The following is a 17474-nucleotide window of genomic DNA, read 5'->3' as shown; positions in this document are numbered from 1 at the left end:
GCCTTCATCAAAGGTTTATCTTACGGCGTATTGCAGGTGGAATGCACCGTTGAACGGCATGTAAAAATTCGCACCATGGTACAAATTAGAGTATAGGCTCTAGGCAACCCCTGCCCGGACTCGACACCGCCATGAACTCGCCCAGTGCCTTGCCCTCTGTGCAATTCGACCTCGACCTCGCGACGACGTTCGCGGCCCAGCGCCTGGCCTTTGCCGGTAACCCGTTGCCACCAGCGGCGCAGCGGCGCCAGTGGCTGAAAAGCCTGCGTGAAGCCTTGCTGGGCAACCAGGCAGAACTGATCGACGCCATCAGCCAGGATTTTGCCGGGCGCAGCGCCGACGAGACCTTGCTGGCCGAGCTGCTACCGTCAGTACAGGGCCTGCGCCACGCCGAAAAGCACTTGCAACGCTGGATGCGCAGCAGCCGACGCCGCGTAGGCCTGGCGTTCCAGCCAGCCAGCGCACAGGTGCGCTATCAACCCTTGGGCGTGGTCGGCATCATCGTGCCGTGGAACTACCCACTGTTCCTCGCCATCGGCCCGTTGACCTGCGCCCTGGCCGCCGGCAACCGGGTCATGCTCAAGCTTAGCGAGGCCACACCGGCAACTGGCCTGGCCCTACAGCAAGCGCTCGAGCGCGTGTTCCCCACTGACCTGGTCAGCGTTGTGCTCGGTGAAGTCGAGGTGGGCCAGGCCTTCGCCCGCCTGCCCTTCGACCACCTGCTGTTCACCGGTGCCACCAGCGTGGGCCGCCAGGTGATGCAGGCTGCCGCACACAACCTGACCCCGGTCACCCTGGAGCTGGGTGGCAAGTCCCCCGCTATTGTTTCTGCCGATGTGCCGCTGGACAGCGCCGCCGAGCGCATCGCCTTCGGCAAGACCCTCAACGCCGGCCAGACCTGCGTCGCCCCCGACTACGTACTGGTGCCGCGCGAACGGCTGCCCGCCTTCAGCGACGCCTACCAGCGCGCTGTGCACCGACTGTACCCGCGCATCGCCGACAACCCCGACTACACCGCCATCATCAACCCGCGCCAGTTGCAGCGCTTGCAGCACCTGCTGGACGATGCCCGGGCCAAAGGCGCGCAAGTACTCGACTTGTACCCAGGCGAGGCTCCTCAAGGCCGGCGCATGCCGCCACACTTGCTGCTGGACGTGAACGACAGCATGCAGGTGATGCAGGACGAAATTTTCGGCCCGCTACTACCGCTAGTGCCTTATGACGGCATCGACCAGGCCTTGGCCTACATCAACCAGCGCCCGCGCCCACTGGCGCTGTACTTCTTTGGCTATGACCGCCGCACACAAGAGCATGTGCTGCGTCACACCCACTCCGGCGGTGTGTGCCTGAACGACACCTTGCTGCATGTTGCCCAGGACGATCTACCCTTCGGCGGCATCGGTCCTTCAGGCATGGGCCACTACCATGGTCATGACGGCTTCCTGACTTTCAGCAAGGCCAAGGCGGTACTTGCCAAGCAACGCTTCAATGCCGCGCGGCTGATCTACCCGCCTTATGGCAAAGCCTTGCAGCGCCTGGTCTACAAATTGTTCATCCGCTGAGGATCGCACCATGCACCGCCGCGAACTGCTGCGTTTCAGCCTCGGCGCCAGTGCTTTTCTGGCGGGCGCCAGCCTGGTGGGGTGCAGCGCGCAAACAGCCGCGACCGGCTATCAGGTACTCCGCGACGACGACCTGCCACTGCTGCGAGCGCTGATCCCGGTGGTGCTGGCCGGCACGCAGGCCACCGAGACGCCGGTAATGCGCAGCCTCGACAACAAGCTGGCGGCGTTGTCGCCGGAAATGCTCAAGCTCACCCGGCAATTGTTCGACGTGCTCAGCCTGCCACTGACTCGCGGCCCGCTGACCGGCGTCTGGGGCAACTGGAGCCAAGCTGGCGCCACGCAGGTCACGGCGTTCCTGCAGCGTTGGCAGGACAGCTCGCTGAACCTGCTACGCATGGGGCACGCCTCGTTGCTGCAACTGCTGCAGATGGCCTGGTACGAACGCCCCGAATCCTGGGCAGACTGCGGTTACCCGGGCCCACCAAAAATCTGAAAACAACAAGAGCATCGCCAATGCCTGTCCCCGACCCGTTTCGCCAAGGCCTCGAACGCGGCTGGATCACCCACGACGCCTCGCGCCTGGAGCACGACCTGTTTCTAGAGGCCGACATCGCCGTAATCGGCAGTGGTGCCGGCGGCGCCACCAGCGCACAGGTGCTCAGCGCTGCCGGTTTCAAGGTACTGCTGATCGAAGAAGGCCCACTGAAGACCAGCAGCGATTTTCACCTGCTGGAAAACGAAGCCTACGCCAGCCTTTACCAGGAAGGCCTGGGGCGCATGAGCAAGGATGGCGCCATTACCATCCTGCAGGGCCGTGCCGTGGGTGGCACCACGCTGGTGAACTGGACCTCGAGCTTTCGTACCCCGCCGCAAACCCTGGCGCACTGGGCCTCGGTCCACGGCGTGAACGGTTTGGGCGAAGATGAACTACGCCCCTGGTTCGAACGCATGGAGCAGGAACTGGGTATCAGCCCCTGGGCCTTGCCGCCGAATGCCAACAACGATGTGCTGCGTCGGGGCTGCGAACAGCTGGGCTACCGCTGGGGGGTGATCCCGCGCAACGTGCGCGGCTGCTGGAACCTGGGCTACTGCGGCATGGGTTGCCCGGTGAATGCCAAACAATCGATGCTGGTGACCCGTATACCTGCCACCCTCGAGCAAGGCGGCGAGCTGCTGTACCTGGCGCGGGCCGAGCGCTTCACCCACAACGGCGAACGCATTCAGAGCCTGACATGCCAGGCCCTGGACGCCCAAGGCATACACCCAACCGGCAGGCAGGTCAGCGTGCGGGCACGCCATTACCTCCTGGCCGGTGGCGGTATCAACAGCCCGGCCCTGCTGCTGCGCTCTGCTGCGCCCGACCCACATGGCCGCCTGGGCAAGCGGACCTTCCTACACCTGGTCAACTTCAGTGCAGCACGCTTCAGCGAGCGTATCGACCCCTACTATGGCGCCCCGCAGTCGATCTACAGCGACCATTTCCAGTGGCAAGGGGGCGCAGACGGTCCGGTTGGCTACAAGCTGGAAGTACCGCCGCTGCACCCGGCCTTGGCCAGCACCCTGCTGGGCGGGCACGGCCACGAGAATGCCCAGCGCATGGCCGAGCTGCCCCATACCCATGTGATGCTGGCGCTGCTACGCGATGGTTTTCACCCCGAAAGCCAGGGTGGGACCGTGGAACTGCGCAGCGATGGTTCACCCGTGCTCGATTACCCGGTCACCGACTACCTGCGTGACGGCTTGCGGCGCGCCTACCGCAGCATGGCACAAGTCCAGTTTGCCGCTGGCGCCACCCAGGTAACCCCGGTGCACAGCGACGCCAGCGCCGCATCAGGCCTGGAGCAGGCCCTGACCATGATCGACAGGCTGCGCCTGGAGCCCTTCCGCACGCGCTTGGGCAGCGCCCATGTGATGGGCGGCTGCGCACTCGGCGAAGACCCGCGCCAGGCGGTGTGCGACAGCCTGGGCCGCCATCACCAACTGGAAAACCTGTCGATTCACGACGGCTCGCTGTTCCCCACCAGCATCGGCGCCAACCCGCAACTGTCGGTGTATGCCATCAGCGCCAGGCTCAGCGAAGCACTGGTCACCCGCCTGGCACACAGCGCATGACAACGAATATGGCCCCTGTCTATAGTGCCATCAGTCGGCCGCATGACTTGGCCGGGGCGCCGTCGCTGCGCTACCATCCGACTCCCCAACGCACTCCAGCCAGGATGACGCGATGAACCGAGTGTTGTACCCGGGTACTTTCGACCCCATTACCAAAGGCCATGGCGATCTGGTCGAGCGCGCTTCGCGGCTATTCGACCACGTGATCATCGCGGTGGCGGCCAGCCCCAAGAAAAACCCCTTGTTCCCACTGGAACAACGGGTTGAGCTCGCCCGTGAGGTCACCAAGCACCTGCCCAATGTCGAAGTCATCGGCTTCTCTTCCCTGTTGGCGCATTTCGCCAAGGAACAGGGCGCCAACGTCTTCCTGCGTGGCCTGCGTGCGGTGTCCGACTTCGAGTACGAGTTCCAGCTGGCGAACATGAACCGGCAACTGGCCCCCGATGTCGAGAGCCTGTTCCTGACGCCGTCGGAGCGTTATTCGTTCATTTCCTCGACGTTGGTCCGGGAGATTGCGGCGCTGGGCGGTGATATCAGCAAGTTCGTCCACCCGGTGGTGGCCGACGCGCTGACTGAACGCTTCAAGAAGCAAGCCTGACGCCTGATTGTCGCGCCCGCGTGCACTGCGGGCGCGAATGCGGCACAATTGTGCCCATTGCGTTGAACATGCCCGGGCTGTGAGCCCCGGCCGGAGCCCCCATGTCCCTGATCATCACCGACGATTGCATCAATTGCGACGTCTGCGAACCCGAGTGCCCGAACGAGGCTATCTCCCAAGGCGAAGAGATCTACGTGATCGACCCTAACCTGTGCACCCAGTGCGTAGGCCATTACGACGAGCCGCAGTGCCAGCAGGTCTGCCCGGTCGACTGCATCCCGCTGGATGAAGCGCACCCGGAAACCGAAGAACAGCTGATGGCCAAGTATCGCCGGATCACTGGCAAGGGCTGATCACTGCCCTTCTCTGCACGGTCCCTGTGGGAGCGGGCATGCCAGCAGTTCAGGTTTTGCTTCAACAGGTTTGCAGCGAACGTTTCATCGTTGGCAACGCGGGCAGTACACGCTCGCCCTCTGCCCCAGCTTCACCTCGCGCAACTCAGTGCCGCATACCTTGCACGGCTGCCCGCCACGCCCGTACACAAACAGTTCCTGCTGGAAGTACCCCGGCTGCCCGTCGCCACCGATGAAGTCACGCAGGGTGGTACCGCCCTGCTCGATCGCCGCCGCCAGCACCCGCTTGATTTCGGTCGCCAGCTTCAGGTAGCGCGCCCGGGAAATCCCGCCCGCTTCCCGGCGTGGGTCGATACCGGCAGCAAACAGCGCCTCGGTGGCGTAGATGTTGCCCACTCCCACCACCACCGCGTTGTCCATGATGAACGGCTTGACCGCCATCGACCGCCCGCGGGACAGCTGGAACAGCCGTTCACCATCGAACAGGTCGGTCAGCGGCTCAGGCCCCAGGCGCAGCAGTAGCTCATGGTTCAGAGGGTCCAGGCTCCACAGCATGGCACCAAAGCGGCGAGGGTCGGTGTAGCGCAGCATCAGCCCGGACTCCAGTTCGATGTCGACATGCTCATGCTTGGCCGCCGGCAAGCCCAGCTCGACCAGCCGCAGGTTGCCCGACATGCCCAAGTGGCTGATCAGCGTCCCCACTTCGGCATTGATCAACAGGTACTTGGCGCGTCGCTCCACGCTGACGATGCGCTGCCCTGACAGACGCACATCGAGGTCTTCCGGAATCGGCCAGCGCAGGCGTCGGTCGCGTACCACCACACGGCTGACGCGCTGGCCTTCCAGGTGTGGCGCAATACCGCGCCGGGTGGTTTCTACTTCTGGCAATTCCGGCATGTGTCAGTGTCCGCCCAACTCGCGAATGTTCTGCTTGAGGTTTTCGAAATCGTATTCCGACAAGCCAATGTAATCGAGCACCAAAGGGCCGACCGCATTCCATTCGTGGTCCACCGACTGGTTGCCCAGCACCCGGTAGGACGCACAGATATGCTCGGCCATCTTCAGCACCGCCAGCAGGTTTTTCAGCTGGCTCTGGGTATTGCGCGAAGTATCGTCGCGGAACACGGCCAAGGCATTGTGGTGGTTGGCGATGGCCGCAGTGAGGTGCTCAGGCAAGCGCCAGGATTTGGCTGTGAAGTAGCCGACCACTGAATGGTTGGTGTTGAACGCTCGGTTTTCGGTATCGACCACGCGTGTTTCTTCGTCGGCCTTGGCGTATGCCTCTTCCAGCACATCCATGTAAGTGGGGAAGCGCTTGAGCATCAACGGCACGCCACAGTCATGGAAGAGGCCAAGGGTATAGGCCTCGTCCGCCGCCTGAATGCCGGTTCGCTTGGCCAGCGTCAGGCAGGTCATCGCCACGTCCTGGGCGGTATCCCAGAAGCGGTTGAGGGTAACGATAGTCTCGTCGCTCATCTCACCCTTGATCGACTGGGCGTTGATCAGGTTGATGATCGAACGGCTACCCAGCAGGTTCACCGCACGCTGGATCGAACCGATCTTGTTGGACAAGCCGAAGTGCGGAGAGTTGACCAGCTTGAGCAAGGCGCCAGAGAGGCCCGGGTCCTGGGAAATCAGCTTGGCGATGGTTTCCAGGTCCGGGTCAGGCATGTACTGCTCGAACTGCAGATCGACCATGATCTGCGGTTGAGGCGGGATGGTGATGCCTTGCAAGGCTTGCTGGATCTGTTCGGCGCTGAGTTCTTGGGACATACGTGCACACTCGTTTAGGACGCGGCATTTTAACCCTCTAAGCGCCCCCGGTTACCACTCCTCTAAAGGCGAAAGCACCGCAGACACGCTATAATCCCGCTCTTTTTCCCGGAGCGACGTCATGTCCCTGCCCAGCCTTCGCCTCAAAGCCAATGCCGACCGCCGCCTGCGCGCCGGCCACCTGTGGGTCTACAGCAACGAAGTCGATGTCAGCGCGACCCCTTTGCAAGGCTTCCAGGCGGGTCAGCAGGCCATTCTCGAGGCTGCCAACGGCAAGCCGCTGGGCATCGTCGCACTGAGCCCGAACAACCTGATCTGCGCCCGCCTGCTGTCACGCGACATCAAGCTGCCGCTGGACAAGTCGCTGCTGGTACACCGCCTGAACGTCGCCCTGTCGCTGCGCGAGCGCCTGTTCGACCAGCCGTGCTACCGCCTGGTCTACGGTGACTCCGACCTGCTCCCAGGCCTGGTGGTCGACCGCTTCTTCGATATCCTCGTGGTGCAGCTGGCCTCGGCCACCATGGAAGCGCAAAAGGATGACGTGATCGCCGCGCTGGTGCAGGTGCTCAAGCCCAGCGGCATCCTGTTCAAGAACGATTCCGCCGCGCGCGACGCCGAAGGCCTGCAGCGCTATGTCGAAACCGTCTACGGCGAAGTGCCGGACTGGGTGCCGCTGGAAGAGAACGGCGTCAAGTTCGAGGCCCCGGTGCGCGAAGGCCAGAAGACGGGCTGGTTCTACGACCACCGCATGAACCGCGCCCGCCTGGCGCCATACGTGAAGGGCAAGCGTGTACTCGACCTGTTCAGCTACATCGGCGGCTGGGGCGTGCAGGCCGGTGCCTTTGGCGCCAGCGAAGTGTTCTGTGTCGATGCCTCGGGCTTTGCCCTGGACGGCGTGGAGCGTAACGCTGCACTGAACGGCATCAGCGAGAAGCTGACCTGCATCGAAGGCGACGTGTTCGAAGCCCTGCGCGAGCTCAAGGCGGCCGAAGAACGCTTCGACGTGATCATTGCCGACCCACCTGCCTTCATCAAGCGCAAAAAAGACCTGAAAAACGGCGAAGCGGCCTACCGCCGCCTGAACGAACAGGCCATGCGCATGTTGAACAAAGACGGCATCCTCGTCAGCGCCTCGTGCTCGATGCACCTGCCCGAGGACGACCTGAACAACATCCTGCTGACCAGCGCCCGCCACCTGGACCGCAACATGCAGTTGCTCGAGCGTGGCGGCCAAGGCCCGGATCACCCGGTACACCCGGCCATTGCCGAAACCCGCTACATCAAAAGCATCACCTGCCGGTTACTGCCGAACAGCTGAAATCTGCCAAAAAGGGCCGCCCAGCGGCCCTTTCCTGCCGCAATCCCCCCGCCAACCATCCACATCTGCATTCCCTCACCGCGCCAGCGGTGTAGAATCGGCCTATTCATCGCCAGTCATCCCCGGCGGGTTTATGAGCTCTGGTCAAGCACGCGGCGATCCCGCGCCGTCTTGGCCCCATCCGTGCCAGTGGCAACCGGCCTGCGGCGCAAAGGACAAGAGAAGCTCACTCCCCTATTTGTGACCTGATTAAGCCGCCAGGAGTGTTTCATGCCTGATTATCGTTCCAAGACTTCCACCCAAGGCCGCAACATGGCCGGCGCCCGCGCCCTGTGGCGCGCCACCGGGATGAAGGACGAAGACTTCAAGAAACCGATCATTGCCATCGCCAACTCGTTCACCCAGTTCGTCCCGGGCCATGTGCACCTGAAGGACCTGGGCCAACTGGTGGCTCGCGAAATCGAACGCGCCGGTGGCGTGGCCAAGGAATTCAACACCATCGCGGTCGATGACGGCATCGCCATGGGCCACGACGGCATGCTGTACTCGCTGCCAAGCCGCGAAATCATTGCCGACGCCGTGGAGTACATGGTCAATGCGCACTGCGCTGACGCCATCGTCTGCATCTCCAACTGCGACAAGATCACCCCCGGCATGCTGATGGCCGCCCTGCGCCTGAACATCCCGGTGATCTTCGTTTCCGGCGGCCCGATGGAAGCCGGCAAGACCAAGCTGGCCAGCCACGGCCTGGACTTGGTCGATGCCATGGTCATCGCGGCCGATTCCACGGCCTCCGACGAGAAAGTCGCCGAATACGAGCGCAGCGCCTGTCCGACCTGCGGTTCGTGCTCCGGCATGTTCACCGCCAACTCGATGAACTGCCTGACCGAAGCCCTGGGCCTGGCCCTGCCGGGCAACGGTTCGACCCTGGCCACCCACTCCGACCGCGAGCAGCTGTTCCTCACGGCCGGCCGCACCATCGTCGAGCTGTGCAAACGCTACTACGGCGAGAATGACGAGTCGGTCCTGCCACGCAGCATCGCCAACTTCAAAGCGTTCGAAAACGCCATGATGCTGGACATCGCCATGGGCGGTTCGACCAACACCATCCTGCACCTGCTGGCAGCAGCACAGGAAGGTGAAGTGGCGTTCGACCTGCGCGACATCGACCGCCTGTCACGCAAAGTGCCACAGCTGTGCAAAGTGGCGCCGAACATCCAGAAGTACCACATGGAAGACGTCCACCGCGCCGGCGGCATCTTCAGCATCCTCGGTTCGCTGGCCCGTGGCGGCCTGCTGCACACCGACCTGCCGACCGTTCACAGCCGCAGCATGGAAGAAGCCATCGCCAAATGGGACATCACCCAGACCGATGACGAAGCCGTGCACACCTTCTTCAAGGCCGGCCCTGCCGGTATCCCGACCCAGACCGCATTCAGCCAGTCGACCCGTTGGGAAACCCTCGACGACGACCGTGAAAACGGCTGTATCCGCAGCTTCGAACACGCCTACTCGCAAGAGGGCGGCCTGGCCGTGCTGTACGGCAACATCGCGCTGGATGGCTGCGTGGTCAAAACCGCCGGTGTCGACGAATCGATCCACGTGTTCGAGGGCACCGCGAAGATCTTCGAAAGCCAGGACAGCGCCGTACGCGGCATCCTCGCCGACGAGGTGAAAGCCGGCGACATCGTGATCATCCGCTACGAAGGCCCGAAAGGCGGCCCGGGCATGCAAGAAATGCTCTACCCGACCTCGTACCTCAAGTCCAAAGGCCTGGGCAAGGCCTGCGCCCTGCTCACCGACGGTCGCTTCTCGGGCGGTACCTCGGGCCTGTCGATCGGCCACGCCTCGCCAGAGGCCGCGGCGGGCGGCGCCATCGGCCTGGTGCGCGACGGCGACAAGGTACTGATCGACATCCCTAACCGTTCGATCAACCTGCTGGTCAGCGATGAAGAGCTGGCGGAACGCCGCGTCGAGCAGGACAAGAAGGGCTGGAAGCCAGCTGAGGTCCGTCCACGCAAGGTGACCACCGCGCTCAAGGCCTATGCCCTGCTGGCCACCAGTGCCGACAAAGGCGCTGTGCGTAACAAGGCGATGCTGGAAGGCCTCTGAGGTGCTTTTAGCGTGAAATAAGAACCGGCGCCCTGGGCGCCGGTTTTTTTATGCCTGCACCGGCCCCTCGCGGGCACGCCCGCTCCCACAGGGCCCGCACAGGTAAGGCAAGATTTACTGGATCTGCTCCGGCGTGACAATCACCCAGTTCTTGTCCGCCGTCACCGGCAACCCTTCCTTGGCCTGCGCTGCCGCATTTTTGGCAATCATCCCGTTGAGCTGGTCCATGTACTTGGCCTTGCGGTTTATCCACAGGTGGATACCGCCTTTGCCCACATCCACACCGTGGAACTGCATGTAGCCATCGCTGGTCGGCGTGTCGCCTCCCACCAGCACCGGTTTCTTCCATTCATCGATGTAGGTAAGGATCGCCGCCTGCTTGCCCGCCATCCAGGTGGCTGGGGTCCACAGGTAGGGGGTCAGCTCCAGGCCCTCGTTAGCCTTGGCATCGTAGTGCCCGGCGCTGATCTGCTTGCGCGCAGTGGTCAGCTGGCCGCTGGCGCGGTCCTTGAGCAACAGGCTCACGCCAATCACGTTCTGGGGTTTCACGTTGTAACCATACTTGGGGTCCGAGGCGACCATGCGCACCAGCTCTTCGGAGGCCGCCGAAACCACATAGACCTCGATGCCATTCTCCATCAGCTTGTTGTACAGCTCGGCCTGGCCCTTGAAGACCTTGGGCGGCTGAACCTCGATGGCCTTGACCTGGTCGCCTTCGTAATAGGTGCTGGGGATCGGCTTGGTCGAAGCCATCAGCTCATCCACCTGCGCCTTCAGCTGCTTGAGGGTAAAGCCAGAGAACACCTGGGCTACCCACGGGTAGCAGACCATGTCATCAATTTCACACAGCCGGTAGTAGTAGCTGAACAGGCTTTCCTTGTGCTCGGCAGTGTCCTTGAACGGCATCAGCTTCAGCGAAGGGTCGAGCTTGTCGCGGCTTAGCAGCCCCTTGTTTTCCATGAACGGAAGCAAGGCTTCTTCCAGGTCATAGCGGTAACTGGTGTTGTCCATGTCGAACACCGCGTAGTTACCCTTGTTGGCATTGGCGGCGATCATGCTGTCGAGCTGCTTGGCTGCGTCGGCAGGCCAGTGTTTGAGCTCGGTGGCGAAGGTTTCGATACTGAACAGCAGGGACAGGCCGATGGCGGCGGCTTTCACAGCGACTTTCATGTACGAATCTCCTGAAATGACCCAGAAACGCTAGTGCAACAATCCCCACTGCAAACCCTCGATAACGACCCCCAGGCAACTGTAAACGCCTTGTTCATTGCAATTTGCGACACCTCGTTATTCCATAAACGACTATGTAAATTCCATTTGGGTATAAATTCGTTTGTTTTCAGGCTGTTAGCATTTCCGTTCGCAATCGCTCACAGAGGCGATGCCACTTCTGCTTTTTTCTGCTGGAGCTTCAATGAACCTGCCGCTATCACTCAACCTGCTGGCGTTCCTGGCCCTGTTGCTGGGCCTGGCACAAACCCGCCGCACCGACTGGAGCCTGGCCAAGAAGGTACTGCTTGGCCTGGTGCTGGGCGTGGTCTTCGGCCTTGTGCTGCATACGATCTATGGCGCAGGCAACCCCGTGCTCAAGGCAACCATCGCCTGGCTCGATCTGGTCGGCAACGGCTATGTCGGCCTGTTACAAATGATCGTCATGCCGCTGATCTTCGCCTCGATCCTCAGTGCCGTGGCGCGTTTGCACAATGCCTCTTCACTGGGCCGCATCAGCGTGCTGAGCATCGGCACCCTGCTGCTGACCACTGCCATTGCCGCCCTGATCGGCATTGTGTTGACCAACCTGTTCGGCCTCAGCGCCGAGGGCCTGGTGGCCGGCGCTCAGGAAAGCGCACGCATGCAGGTTATCCACAGTGACTACGCGGGCAAGGTCGCCGACCTCAACATCCCGCAACTGCTACTGTCGTTCATCCCCAGCAACCCGGTAGGCGACCTGGCGCGGGCCAAGCCGACCTCGATCATCAGCGTGGTGATCTTTGCCGTGTTCCTCGGCCTGGCCGCGCTGCAGTTGATCAAGGACGACGCAGAGAAGGGCGAGCGCGCCCTGTCGGCCATCGACACCCTGCAGGCCTGGGTGATGCGCCTGGTGCGGGTCGTGATGAAGCTGACCCCCTATGGCGTGCTGGCGTTGATGACCAAAGTCGTGGCCAGCTCCAACACGGAGGACATCCTCAAGCTGGGCAGCTTCGTGGTGGTGTCGTACCTGGGCCTGGGGTTGATGTTCGTGGTGCACGGAATCATCCTCGCCGCCACCGGCGTGAGCCCGCTGCGCTTCTTCCGCAAGGTGTGGCCGGTGCTGACCTTCGCCTTCACCAGCCGCTCCAGCGCCGCCAGCATTCCGCTGAACATCGAGGCACAAACCCGCCGTCTGGGGGTGCCGCAATCGATCGCCAGCTTCAGCGCATCGTTCGGCACCACCATTGGCCAGAACGGCTGCGCCGGGCTCTATCCGGCCATGCTGGCGGTGATGGTCGCGCCAGCGGTAGGCATCGATACCTTCGACCCGCTGTGGATCGCCACCCTGGTGGCCATCGTCACGCTGAGCTCGGCAGGAGTTGCCGGCGTGGGCGGCGGTGCCACCTTCGCCGCGCTGATCGTGCTGCCAGCCATGGGCTTGCCGGTGGAGTTGGTGGCGCTGCTGATTTCGGTGGAGCCGCTGATCGACATGGGCCGTACGGCGTTGAACGTGAACGGTTCGATGACGGCGGGCGTTGTCACCAGCCAGCTGCTGAAAGAGACAGACAAGGAAGTGCTGGCCGGTGATGAACATGCCGAGCTGAGCCACACCTGACAGATCGCCGGGGGCGCGCTGCGCCCCTTTCGCAACAAGGGCGCGCGTGTCTTGCTCAAAATCTGAACCCCTTGCGCCCCCCGTAGGAGCGGGTTTACCCGCGAAAGGGCCAGGCCTGCTGGCCAATTTTCACCAGCCGTTCACCGTTGCCGCCGCTATCGTATTCGCGGGTAAACCCGCTCCTACAGGGTGGTGGATACACATCGGGGGTTGGACACAGGCCGTTGTAGGAGCGGGTTCACCCGCGAAGGGCTGCAAAGCAGCCCCCAACAATCTCAACCCTTATCCCAAACCTCGAAGTGATACACCGGCTTACCTTCCTCAGCCCGTGCCTCGCTAGAAGTCAGCCTCCACTGCCCTTCATCAAACGCCGGGAACCACGCATCCCCCTCTGGCGCCAACTCAACCCGCGTCAGGTACATGCGGTTGACCAGCCCCTTCTCCAGCGCCTGCCCATACAGCTGCGCCCCGCCAATCAGCATCAGCTCACCGACGCCCTGCTCGCGCGCCCACTGCTCGGCCCGCACCAACGCCTCTTCAAGCGAGGCGAACACCTCGGCACCCGCCAGTTCAAGCTCCGGCTGGCGGCTGACCACGATGTTCAGCCGCCCAGGCAACGGCCGCCCTAGCGAATCCCAGGTCTTGCGCCCCATGATGATCGGCTTGCCCAGGGTGGTGGCCTTGAAGTATTTGAAGTCCCCCGGCAAATGCCAGGGCATGGAGTTGTCGATGCCGATCACGCGGTTCTCGGCATACGCCGCGATCAGGCTGAGGGGAAGTGATGTATTCATGCCAGCGAGGATAGCACCGGGCGTGTGGGTTATGCTTCTGCCTTGACCTGTGCAATGGAAGACCTTGTGACTGCACCCACGCCACTGGACAAGCGCTGGCTCACCGAAGCGGTACGCCTGCGCGAAGAACATGCCGGCCCGCTGGAAGACCAGGAAGCCAACCGCCACGCCCGCCAGCTAGGTGGCGACCTGGCCACGCGCATCGAAACACGTGCGCTGTTCCTGGCCGAGCGCGATGGCATGACCGGCGCCCTGCGCCATTGGAAGCAGGGAGCGCGCCTGGCGCTGCTGGCCTTGCTGCTGATGGCCGTGCTCAGCGGCGCAGGCCTGGGGCTGGCCGCCCTCGGTGACGGGCAGCGCCCGGTGAATGTGTTCTGGGCGCTGGGCAGCCTGCTCGGGCTGAACCTGCTGATGCTGCTGGGCTGGGCCATGGGTTTTGCCCTGAGCGGCGAGCATGGCGCAGGGCTGGGCCGCTTGTGGCTGTGGCTAAGCGAACGCTTTGCCCGCGATGCCAAAGCCGCGCACCTGGCGCCAGCGCTGCTGGTGCTGCTGCAACGTCAACGCCTCAACCGGTGGCTGCTCGGCCTGTTGGTACATGGCCTTTGGCTGTTGGCGATGCTTACCGCACTGGGCATGCTGCTGGCCTTGCTGGCGACCCGGCGCTATGGCTTTGTCTGGGAAACCACCTTGCTCGCCGCCGATCCGTTCATTCATCTGACCCAAGCGCTGGGCACCCTGCCCTCGTTGCTGGGCTTCGCCGTGCCCGACGAAGCCATGATCCGCGCCAGCGGCGACAGCCTGCCGGCCCTGGACATGGCACGCCAGGCCTGGGCCAGCTGGCTGCTCGGCGTGGTGCTGGTATACGGCCTGCTGCCCCGCCTGCTGCTGGCCGGGTTATGCCTGTGGCGCTGGCACCAAGGCCGTGAACGCCTGACACTGGACCTGGGCCTGCCCGGCTACGCGCAACTGCGCGAGGCACTGATGCCGCGCAGCGAGCGCATCGGCGTGCAGGATGCTGCCCCGCAAGCCCTGCCACAGTTTGCCGCAGGGCAGCTGGAAAGCGGCAGCAGCGGTGCCCTGCTGGTGGGCCTGGAGCTGGACGACCAGCGCCCTTGGCCACCGGCCCTGCCCAAAAGCGTGACCGATGCCGGCGTGCTCGACAGCCGCGAATCACGCAACCGGCTGCTGGAACAGCTCAGCCGCTTCCCACCGGCACGCCTGGCCATCGCCTGCGACCCACGCCGCTCGCCCGACCGAGGCAGTTTGGCGCTGCTCGCCGAACTGGCGCGCAATGCCGGCGCCACCCGTATCTGGCTGCTGCAGGCTGCACAAGGGCAGCCCCTCGATGCCGAGCGCCTGGGCGATTGGCACGAAGCCCTTGACCGCCTTGGCCTGCAACATGCCGACACTTCACCGCTGACCTGGCTGGAGCATGGCCATGACTGAGCCACTGAAACTGGCCGTGGTCGGCCATACCAATGTTGGCAAAACCTCGCTACTGCGCACCCTGACCCGCGACGTCGGTTTTGGCGAAGTGTCCCACCGCCCCAGCACCACCCGCCATGTGGAAGGTGCGCGACTGTCGGTGGACGGTGAACCCTTGCTGGAGCTGTACGACACGCCCGGCCTGGAAGATGCCATCGCGCTGCTGGACTACCTTGAACGCCTGGAACGCCCGGGCGAGCGCCTGGACGGCCCGGCCCGCCTGGAGCGTTTTCTGCAGGGCAGCGAAGCGCGCCAACGTTTCGAGCAGGAGGCCAAGGTATTGCGCCAACTGCTGGCCAGCAATGCCGGCCTGTATGTGATCGATGCACGCGAGCCGGTGCTGGCCAAGTACCGAGACGAACTGGAAGTACTGGCCAACTGCGGCAAGCCGTTGCTGCCGGTTCTCAACTTCGTCGCCAGCAGCCAGCACCGCGAGCCGGAATGGCGTGAAGCCCTTGCCCGGCTTGGGCTTCACGCATTGGTGCGGTTCGACAGCGTGGCCCCGCCAGAGGATGGCGAACGCCGTTTGTATGAAAGCCTGGCGCTGCTGCTGGAAAGCGCCCGCCCGGCGCTGCAACGGCTGATCGACGACCAGCAGGCGCAGCGCTTGGCACGCCGGCACAGCGGCAAGCGCCTGATCGCCGAACTGCTGCTCGATTGCGCTGCATGCCGGCGCAGTGTCGAGGCCGAACCGGCGGCAGAAGCCCGGGCCATCGAGGCGCTGCGCCAGGACATACGCCAACGTGAACAGCGTTGCGTCGAGGCCTTGCTCAAGCTGTATGCCTTCCGCCGCGAGGATGCCCATGCCAGCGACCTGCCGTTGCTGGATGGCCGCTGGGGCGATGATTTGTTCAATCCAGAGACCTTGAAACTGTTGGGCGTGCGCTTGGGAAGCGGTGTGGCGGCGGGGGCTGCGGCCGGTGCCGGGGTCGATTTGCTGGTTGGTGGCCTTACCCTCGGCGCAGCGGCGCTGGCCGGGGCGATTGCCGGTGGCGCGCTGCAGACGGCGCGCAACTATGGTTCGCGGTTGATGGGCAAGCTCAAAGGCAAGCGCGAGCTGACCGTGGACGACACGGTATTGCGTCTGCTGGCCTTGCGTCAGCAGCAGTTGATGGTGGCGCTCGATAACCGCGGGCATGCGGCTCAGGACAGCATTCGCCTGGGCGAGCTGGATGAAAAGGCCTGGCGTGAGGGCAAGTTGCCGGAAGCGTTGGTCAAAGCGCGGGCACACCCGCAGTGGTCCACCCTCAACCCTGGGGCGAAGCTGAACCAGGCTGAGCGGCAGGAGCAGTTGGAGGCGCTGGTTTCGCAGATTTGAGCCAGCAGGGTCGGCCTCTTCGCGGGTAAACCCGCACCTACGGCGGCCTCTGTACAACCACCGATGTGCGCCCACCACCGATCCGGTGTAGGAGCGGGTTTACCCGCGAATACGGTAGCGGCAGCAACAGTGAACGGCGGGCGGAAATTGGCCAGCAGGGCCGGCCCTTTCGCGGTTTACCCGCGAAGAGGCCGGCCCTGCAATAGTGAAGCGTTACTGCTGGGCCACCTTCTCCGACTTGCCGTCATAGCGCTTGCGCCATTCGGCCAGGATCTGGTCACGGTTTTTCGAAGCCCAGGCAAAGTCGTTCTTGATCAACCGCTGCTCATAATCCGCCGGCAGCTCGGTCTGCGGCTTGGCGATGCCCGGCGCGGCCAGTACCGCGAAGTTTTCCTTGTACAGTTCCATGGCTGCCGGGCTGGCCGAGAAATCGGCCAGGCGCTTGGCCGCATCTGCCTTGGGCGAGCCTTTGATCACCGCGGTCGCCTCGATCTCCCAGCCCAAACCCTCCTTTGGCAGCACGATGTCCAACGGCGCGCCTTGGCGCTTGAGCTGCACGGCCGGGTATTCGAACGAAATACCGATCGGGAACTCGCCCGCCGCCGCCAGCTTGCACGGCTTTGAGCCGGAATGAACGTACTGGCCAATGTTCTGGTGCAGCGCGTCCATGTAGGCCCAGCCCTGCGGCTCGCCAAAGGTCTGCAACCAGGCACTGACATCCAGGAAGCCGGTACCGGACGAAGCCGGGTTGGGCATGACGATCTTGCCCTTGTACTCGGGCTTGGTCAGGTCCTGCCAGCTCACCGGCTTGCTCAGGCCCTGTTTCTCGGCCTCGATGGTATTGAAGCAAATGGTGGCGGCCCACACGTCCATGCCGACCCAGGCTGGCGGGTTGGCGGCGTCGCGATAATTGCCGGAGATCTTGCCCAGGTCCTTCGGCGCATAGGCTTCGAGCATGCCGTTCTGGTCGAGGATGGCCAGGCTCGATGCCGCCAGCCCCCACACAGCATCGGCTTGCGGGCGCTCTTTCTCGGCCAGCAGCTTGGCGGTGATGATACCGGTGGAATCACGCACCCACTTGATCTCGATATCCGGGTTGGCCTTCTCGAAGGCCTGCTTGTAGGTTTTCAGCTGTTCGGCTTCCAACGCGGTGTAGACCGTCAGCTGGGTATCGGCGGCCGACGCCTGCAGGCTGAACACGGCGGAAACGGCAGCGGCAAGGGCAAGGTGCTTGTGCATGGGT

The 17474-nt window shown here is 63.5% G+C and carries 15 protein-coding genes; 10 read left to right on the top strand and 5 right to left on the bottom strand.

Annotated elements, in window-relative coordinates:
• The first annotated feature begins 131 nt into the window (after positions 1-131).
• From INQ47_RS06555 to INQ47_RS06535, 5 genes are all read left to right on the top strand, one after another.
• On the top strand, positions 132-1562 hold the full coding sequence (locus INQ47_RS06555) for a coniferyl aldehyde dehydrogenase (protein WP_404701360.1): 1431 nt from the start codon (positions 132-134) through the stop codon (positions 1560-1562).
• Between the two features lie 10 nt (positions 1563-1572).
• On the top strand, positions 1573-2058 hold the full coding sequence (locus tag INQ47_RS06550) for a twin-arginine translocation pathway signal protein (RefSeq protein ID WP_404701359.1): 486 nt from the start codon (positions 1573-1575) through the stop codon (positions 2056-2058).
• A gap of 20 nt (positions 2059-2078) precedes the next feature.
• A complete protein-coding gene (locus INQ47_RS06545; protein ID WP_404701358.1) occupies positions 2079-3677 on the top strand; it encodes a GMC family oxidoreductase N-terminal domain-containing protein in 1599 nt (532 codons plus the stop codon).
• 112 nt (positions 3678-3789) lie between these two features.
• Positions 3790-4275, top strand: coding sequence for a pantetheine-phosphate adenylyltransferase (gene coaD / locus INQ47_RS06540; RefSeq protein WP_010955660.1), 486 nt, complete (start codon positions 3790-3792; stop codon positions 4273-4275).
• 101 nt (positions 4276-4376) lie between these two features.
• On the top strand, positions 4377-4628 hold the full coding sequence (locus tag INQ47_RS06535; protein WP_003249063.1) for a YfhL family 4Fe-4S dicluster ferredoxin: 252 nt from the start codon (positions 4377-4379) through the stop codon (positions 4626-4628).
• Between the two features lie 84 nt (positions 4629-4712).
• Here the strand turns inward: INQ47_RS06535 and mutM are convergent, their stop codons facing one another.
• Entirely contained in the window at positions 4713-5525 is an 813-nt protein-coding gene (gene mutM / locus INQ47_RS06530) for a bifunctional DNA-formamidopyrimidine glycosylase/DNA-(apurinic or apyrimidinic site) lyase (RefSeq protein ID WP_004575471.1), read from the bottom strand.
• A 3-nt stretch (positions 5526-5528) separates the two neighbouring features.
• Positions 5529-6347 (bottom strand): HDOD domain-containing protein, encoded by an 819-nt coding sequence (locus INQ47_RS06525; RefSeq protein WP_404701403.1) that lies wholly within the window; start codon positions 6345-6347, stop codon positions 5529-5531.
• 175 nt (positions 6348-6522) lie between these two features.
• Here INQ47_RS06525 and INQ47_RS06520 point away from each other — a divergent pair, with 175 nt between their 5' ends.
• Both INQ47_RS06520 and ilvD read left to right on the top strand, forming a co-directional pair.
• Positions 6523-7719: a class I SAM-dependent rRNA methyltransferase gene (locus INQ47_RS06520; RefSeq protein ID WP_404701357.1), complete on the top strand. Its 1197-nt coding sequence runs from the start codon at positions 6523-6525 to the stop codon at positions 7717-7719.
• Between the two features lie 270 nt (positions 7720-7989).
• Complete coding sequence (ilvD, locus tag INQ47_RS06515; RefSeq protein WP_003249056.1) at positions 7990-9831, top strand: dihydroxy-acid dehydratase; 1842 nt, start codon at positions 7990-7992, stop codon at positions 9829-9831.
• Positions 9832-9945: 114 nt separating this feature from the next.
• Here the strand turns inward: ilvD and INQ47_RS06510 are convergent, their stop codons facing one another.
• Entirely contained in the window at positions 9946-11001 is a 1056-nt protein-coding gene (locus INQ47_RS06510) for a phosphorylcholine phosphatase (protein ID WP_021783642.1), read from the bottom strand.
• Positions 11002-11245: 244 nt separating this feature from the next.
• Between INQ47_RS06510 and INQ47_RS06505 the strand changes: the two genes are divergently transcribed.
• Positions 11246-12637 (top strand): L-cystine transporter, encoded by a 1392-nt coding sequence (locus INQ47_RS06505; RefSeq protein ID WP_252460131.1) that lies wholly within the window; start codon positions 11246-11248, stop codon positions 12635-12637.
• Positions 12638-12912: 275 nt separating this feature from the next.
• Here the strand turns inward: INQ47_RS06505 and INQ47_RS06500 are convergent, their stop codons facing one another.
• A complete protein-coding gene (locus INQ47_RS06500) occupies positions 12913-13428 on the bottom strand; it encodes a dihydrofolate reductase (RefSeq protein ID WP_367251348.1) in 516 nt (171 codons plus the stop codon).
• 54 nt (positions 13429-13482) lie between these two features.
• On the opposite strand from INQ47_RS06500, the gene INQ47_RS06495 reads away from it, so the two are divergent.
• Together INQ47_RS06495 and INQ47_RS06490 are read left to right on the top strand one after the other, a co-directional pair.
• Positions 13483-14874: a DUF2868 domain-containing protein gene (locus INQ47_RS06495; RefSeq protein WP_252460129.1), complete on the top strand. Its 1392-nt coding sequence runs from the start codon at positions 13483-13485 to the stop codon at positions 14872-14874.
• Positions 14867-16231 carry a GTPase/DUF3482 domain-containing protein gene (locus tag INQ47_RS06490; RefSeq protein WP_252460127.1) on the top strand — a complete coding sequence of 455 codons (1365 nt, stop codon included), beginning with the start codon at positions 14867-14869 and terminating at the stop codon, positions 16229-16231. The genes INQ47_RS06495 and INQ47_RS06490 overlap by 8 nt, the downstream gene beginning before the upstream one ends.
• A 213-nt stretch (positions 16232-16444) precedes the next feature.
• On the opposite strand, the gene INQ47_RS06485 is transcribed toward INQ47_RS06490, so the two are convergent.
• Positions 16445-17470 carry a putative 2-aminoethylphosphonate ABC transporter substrate-binding protein gene (locus INQ47_RS06485; protein ID WP_404701356.1) on the bottom strand — a complete coding sequence of 342 codons (1026 nt, stop codon included), beginning with the start codon at positions 17468-17470 and terminating at the stop codon, positions 16445-16447.
• Positions 17471-17474: the final 4 nt, after the last annotated feature.

The organism is Pseudomonas sp. 3HC3 (assembly GCF_044904505.1).
Taxonomy (GTDB): Bacteria; Pseudomonadota; Gammaproteobacteria; order Pseudomonadales; family Pseudomonadaceae; genus Aquipseudomonas; species Aquipseudomonas putida_Y.
Note: the sequence above shows the minus strand (reverse complement) of the source record. Positions and strands in the feature narration are given on the sequence as shown.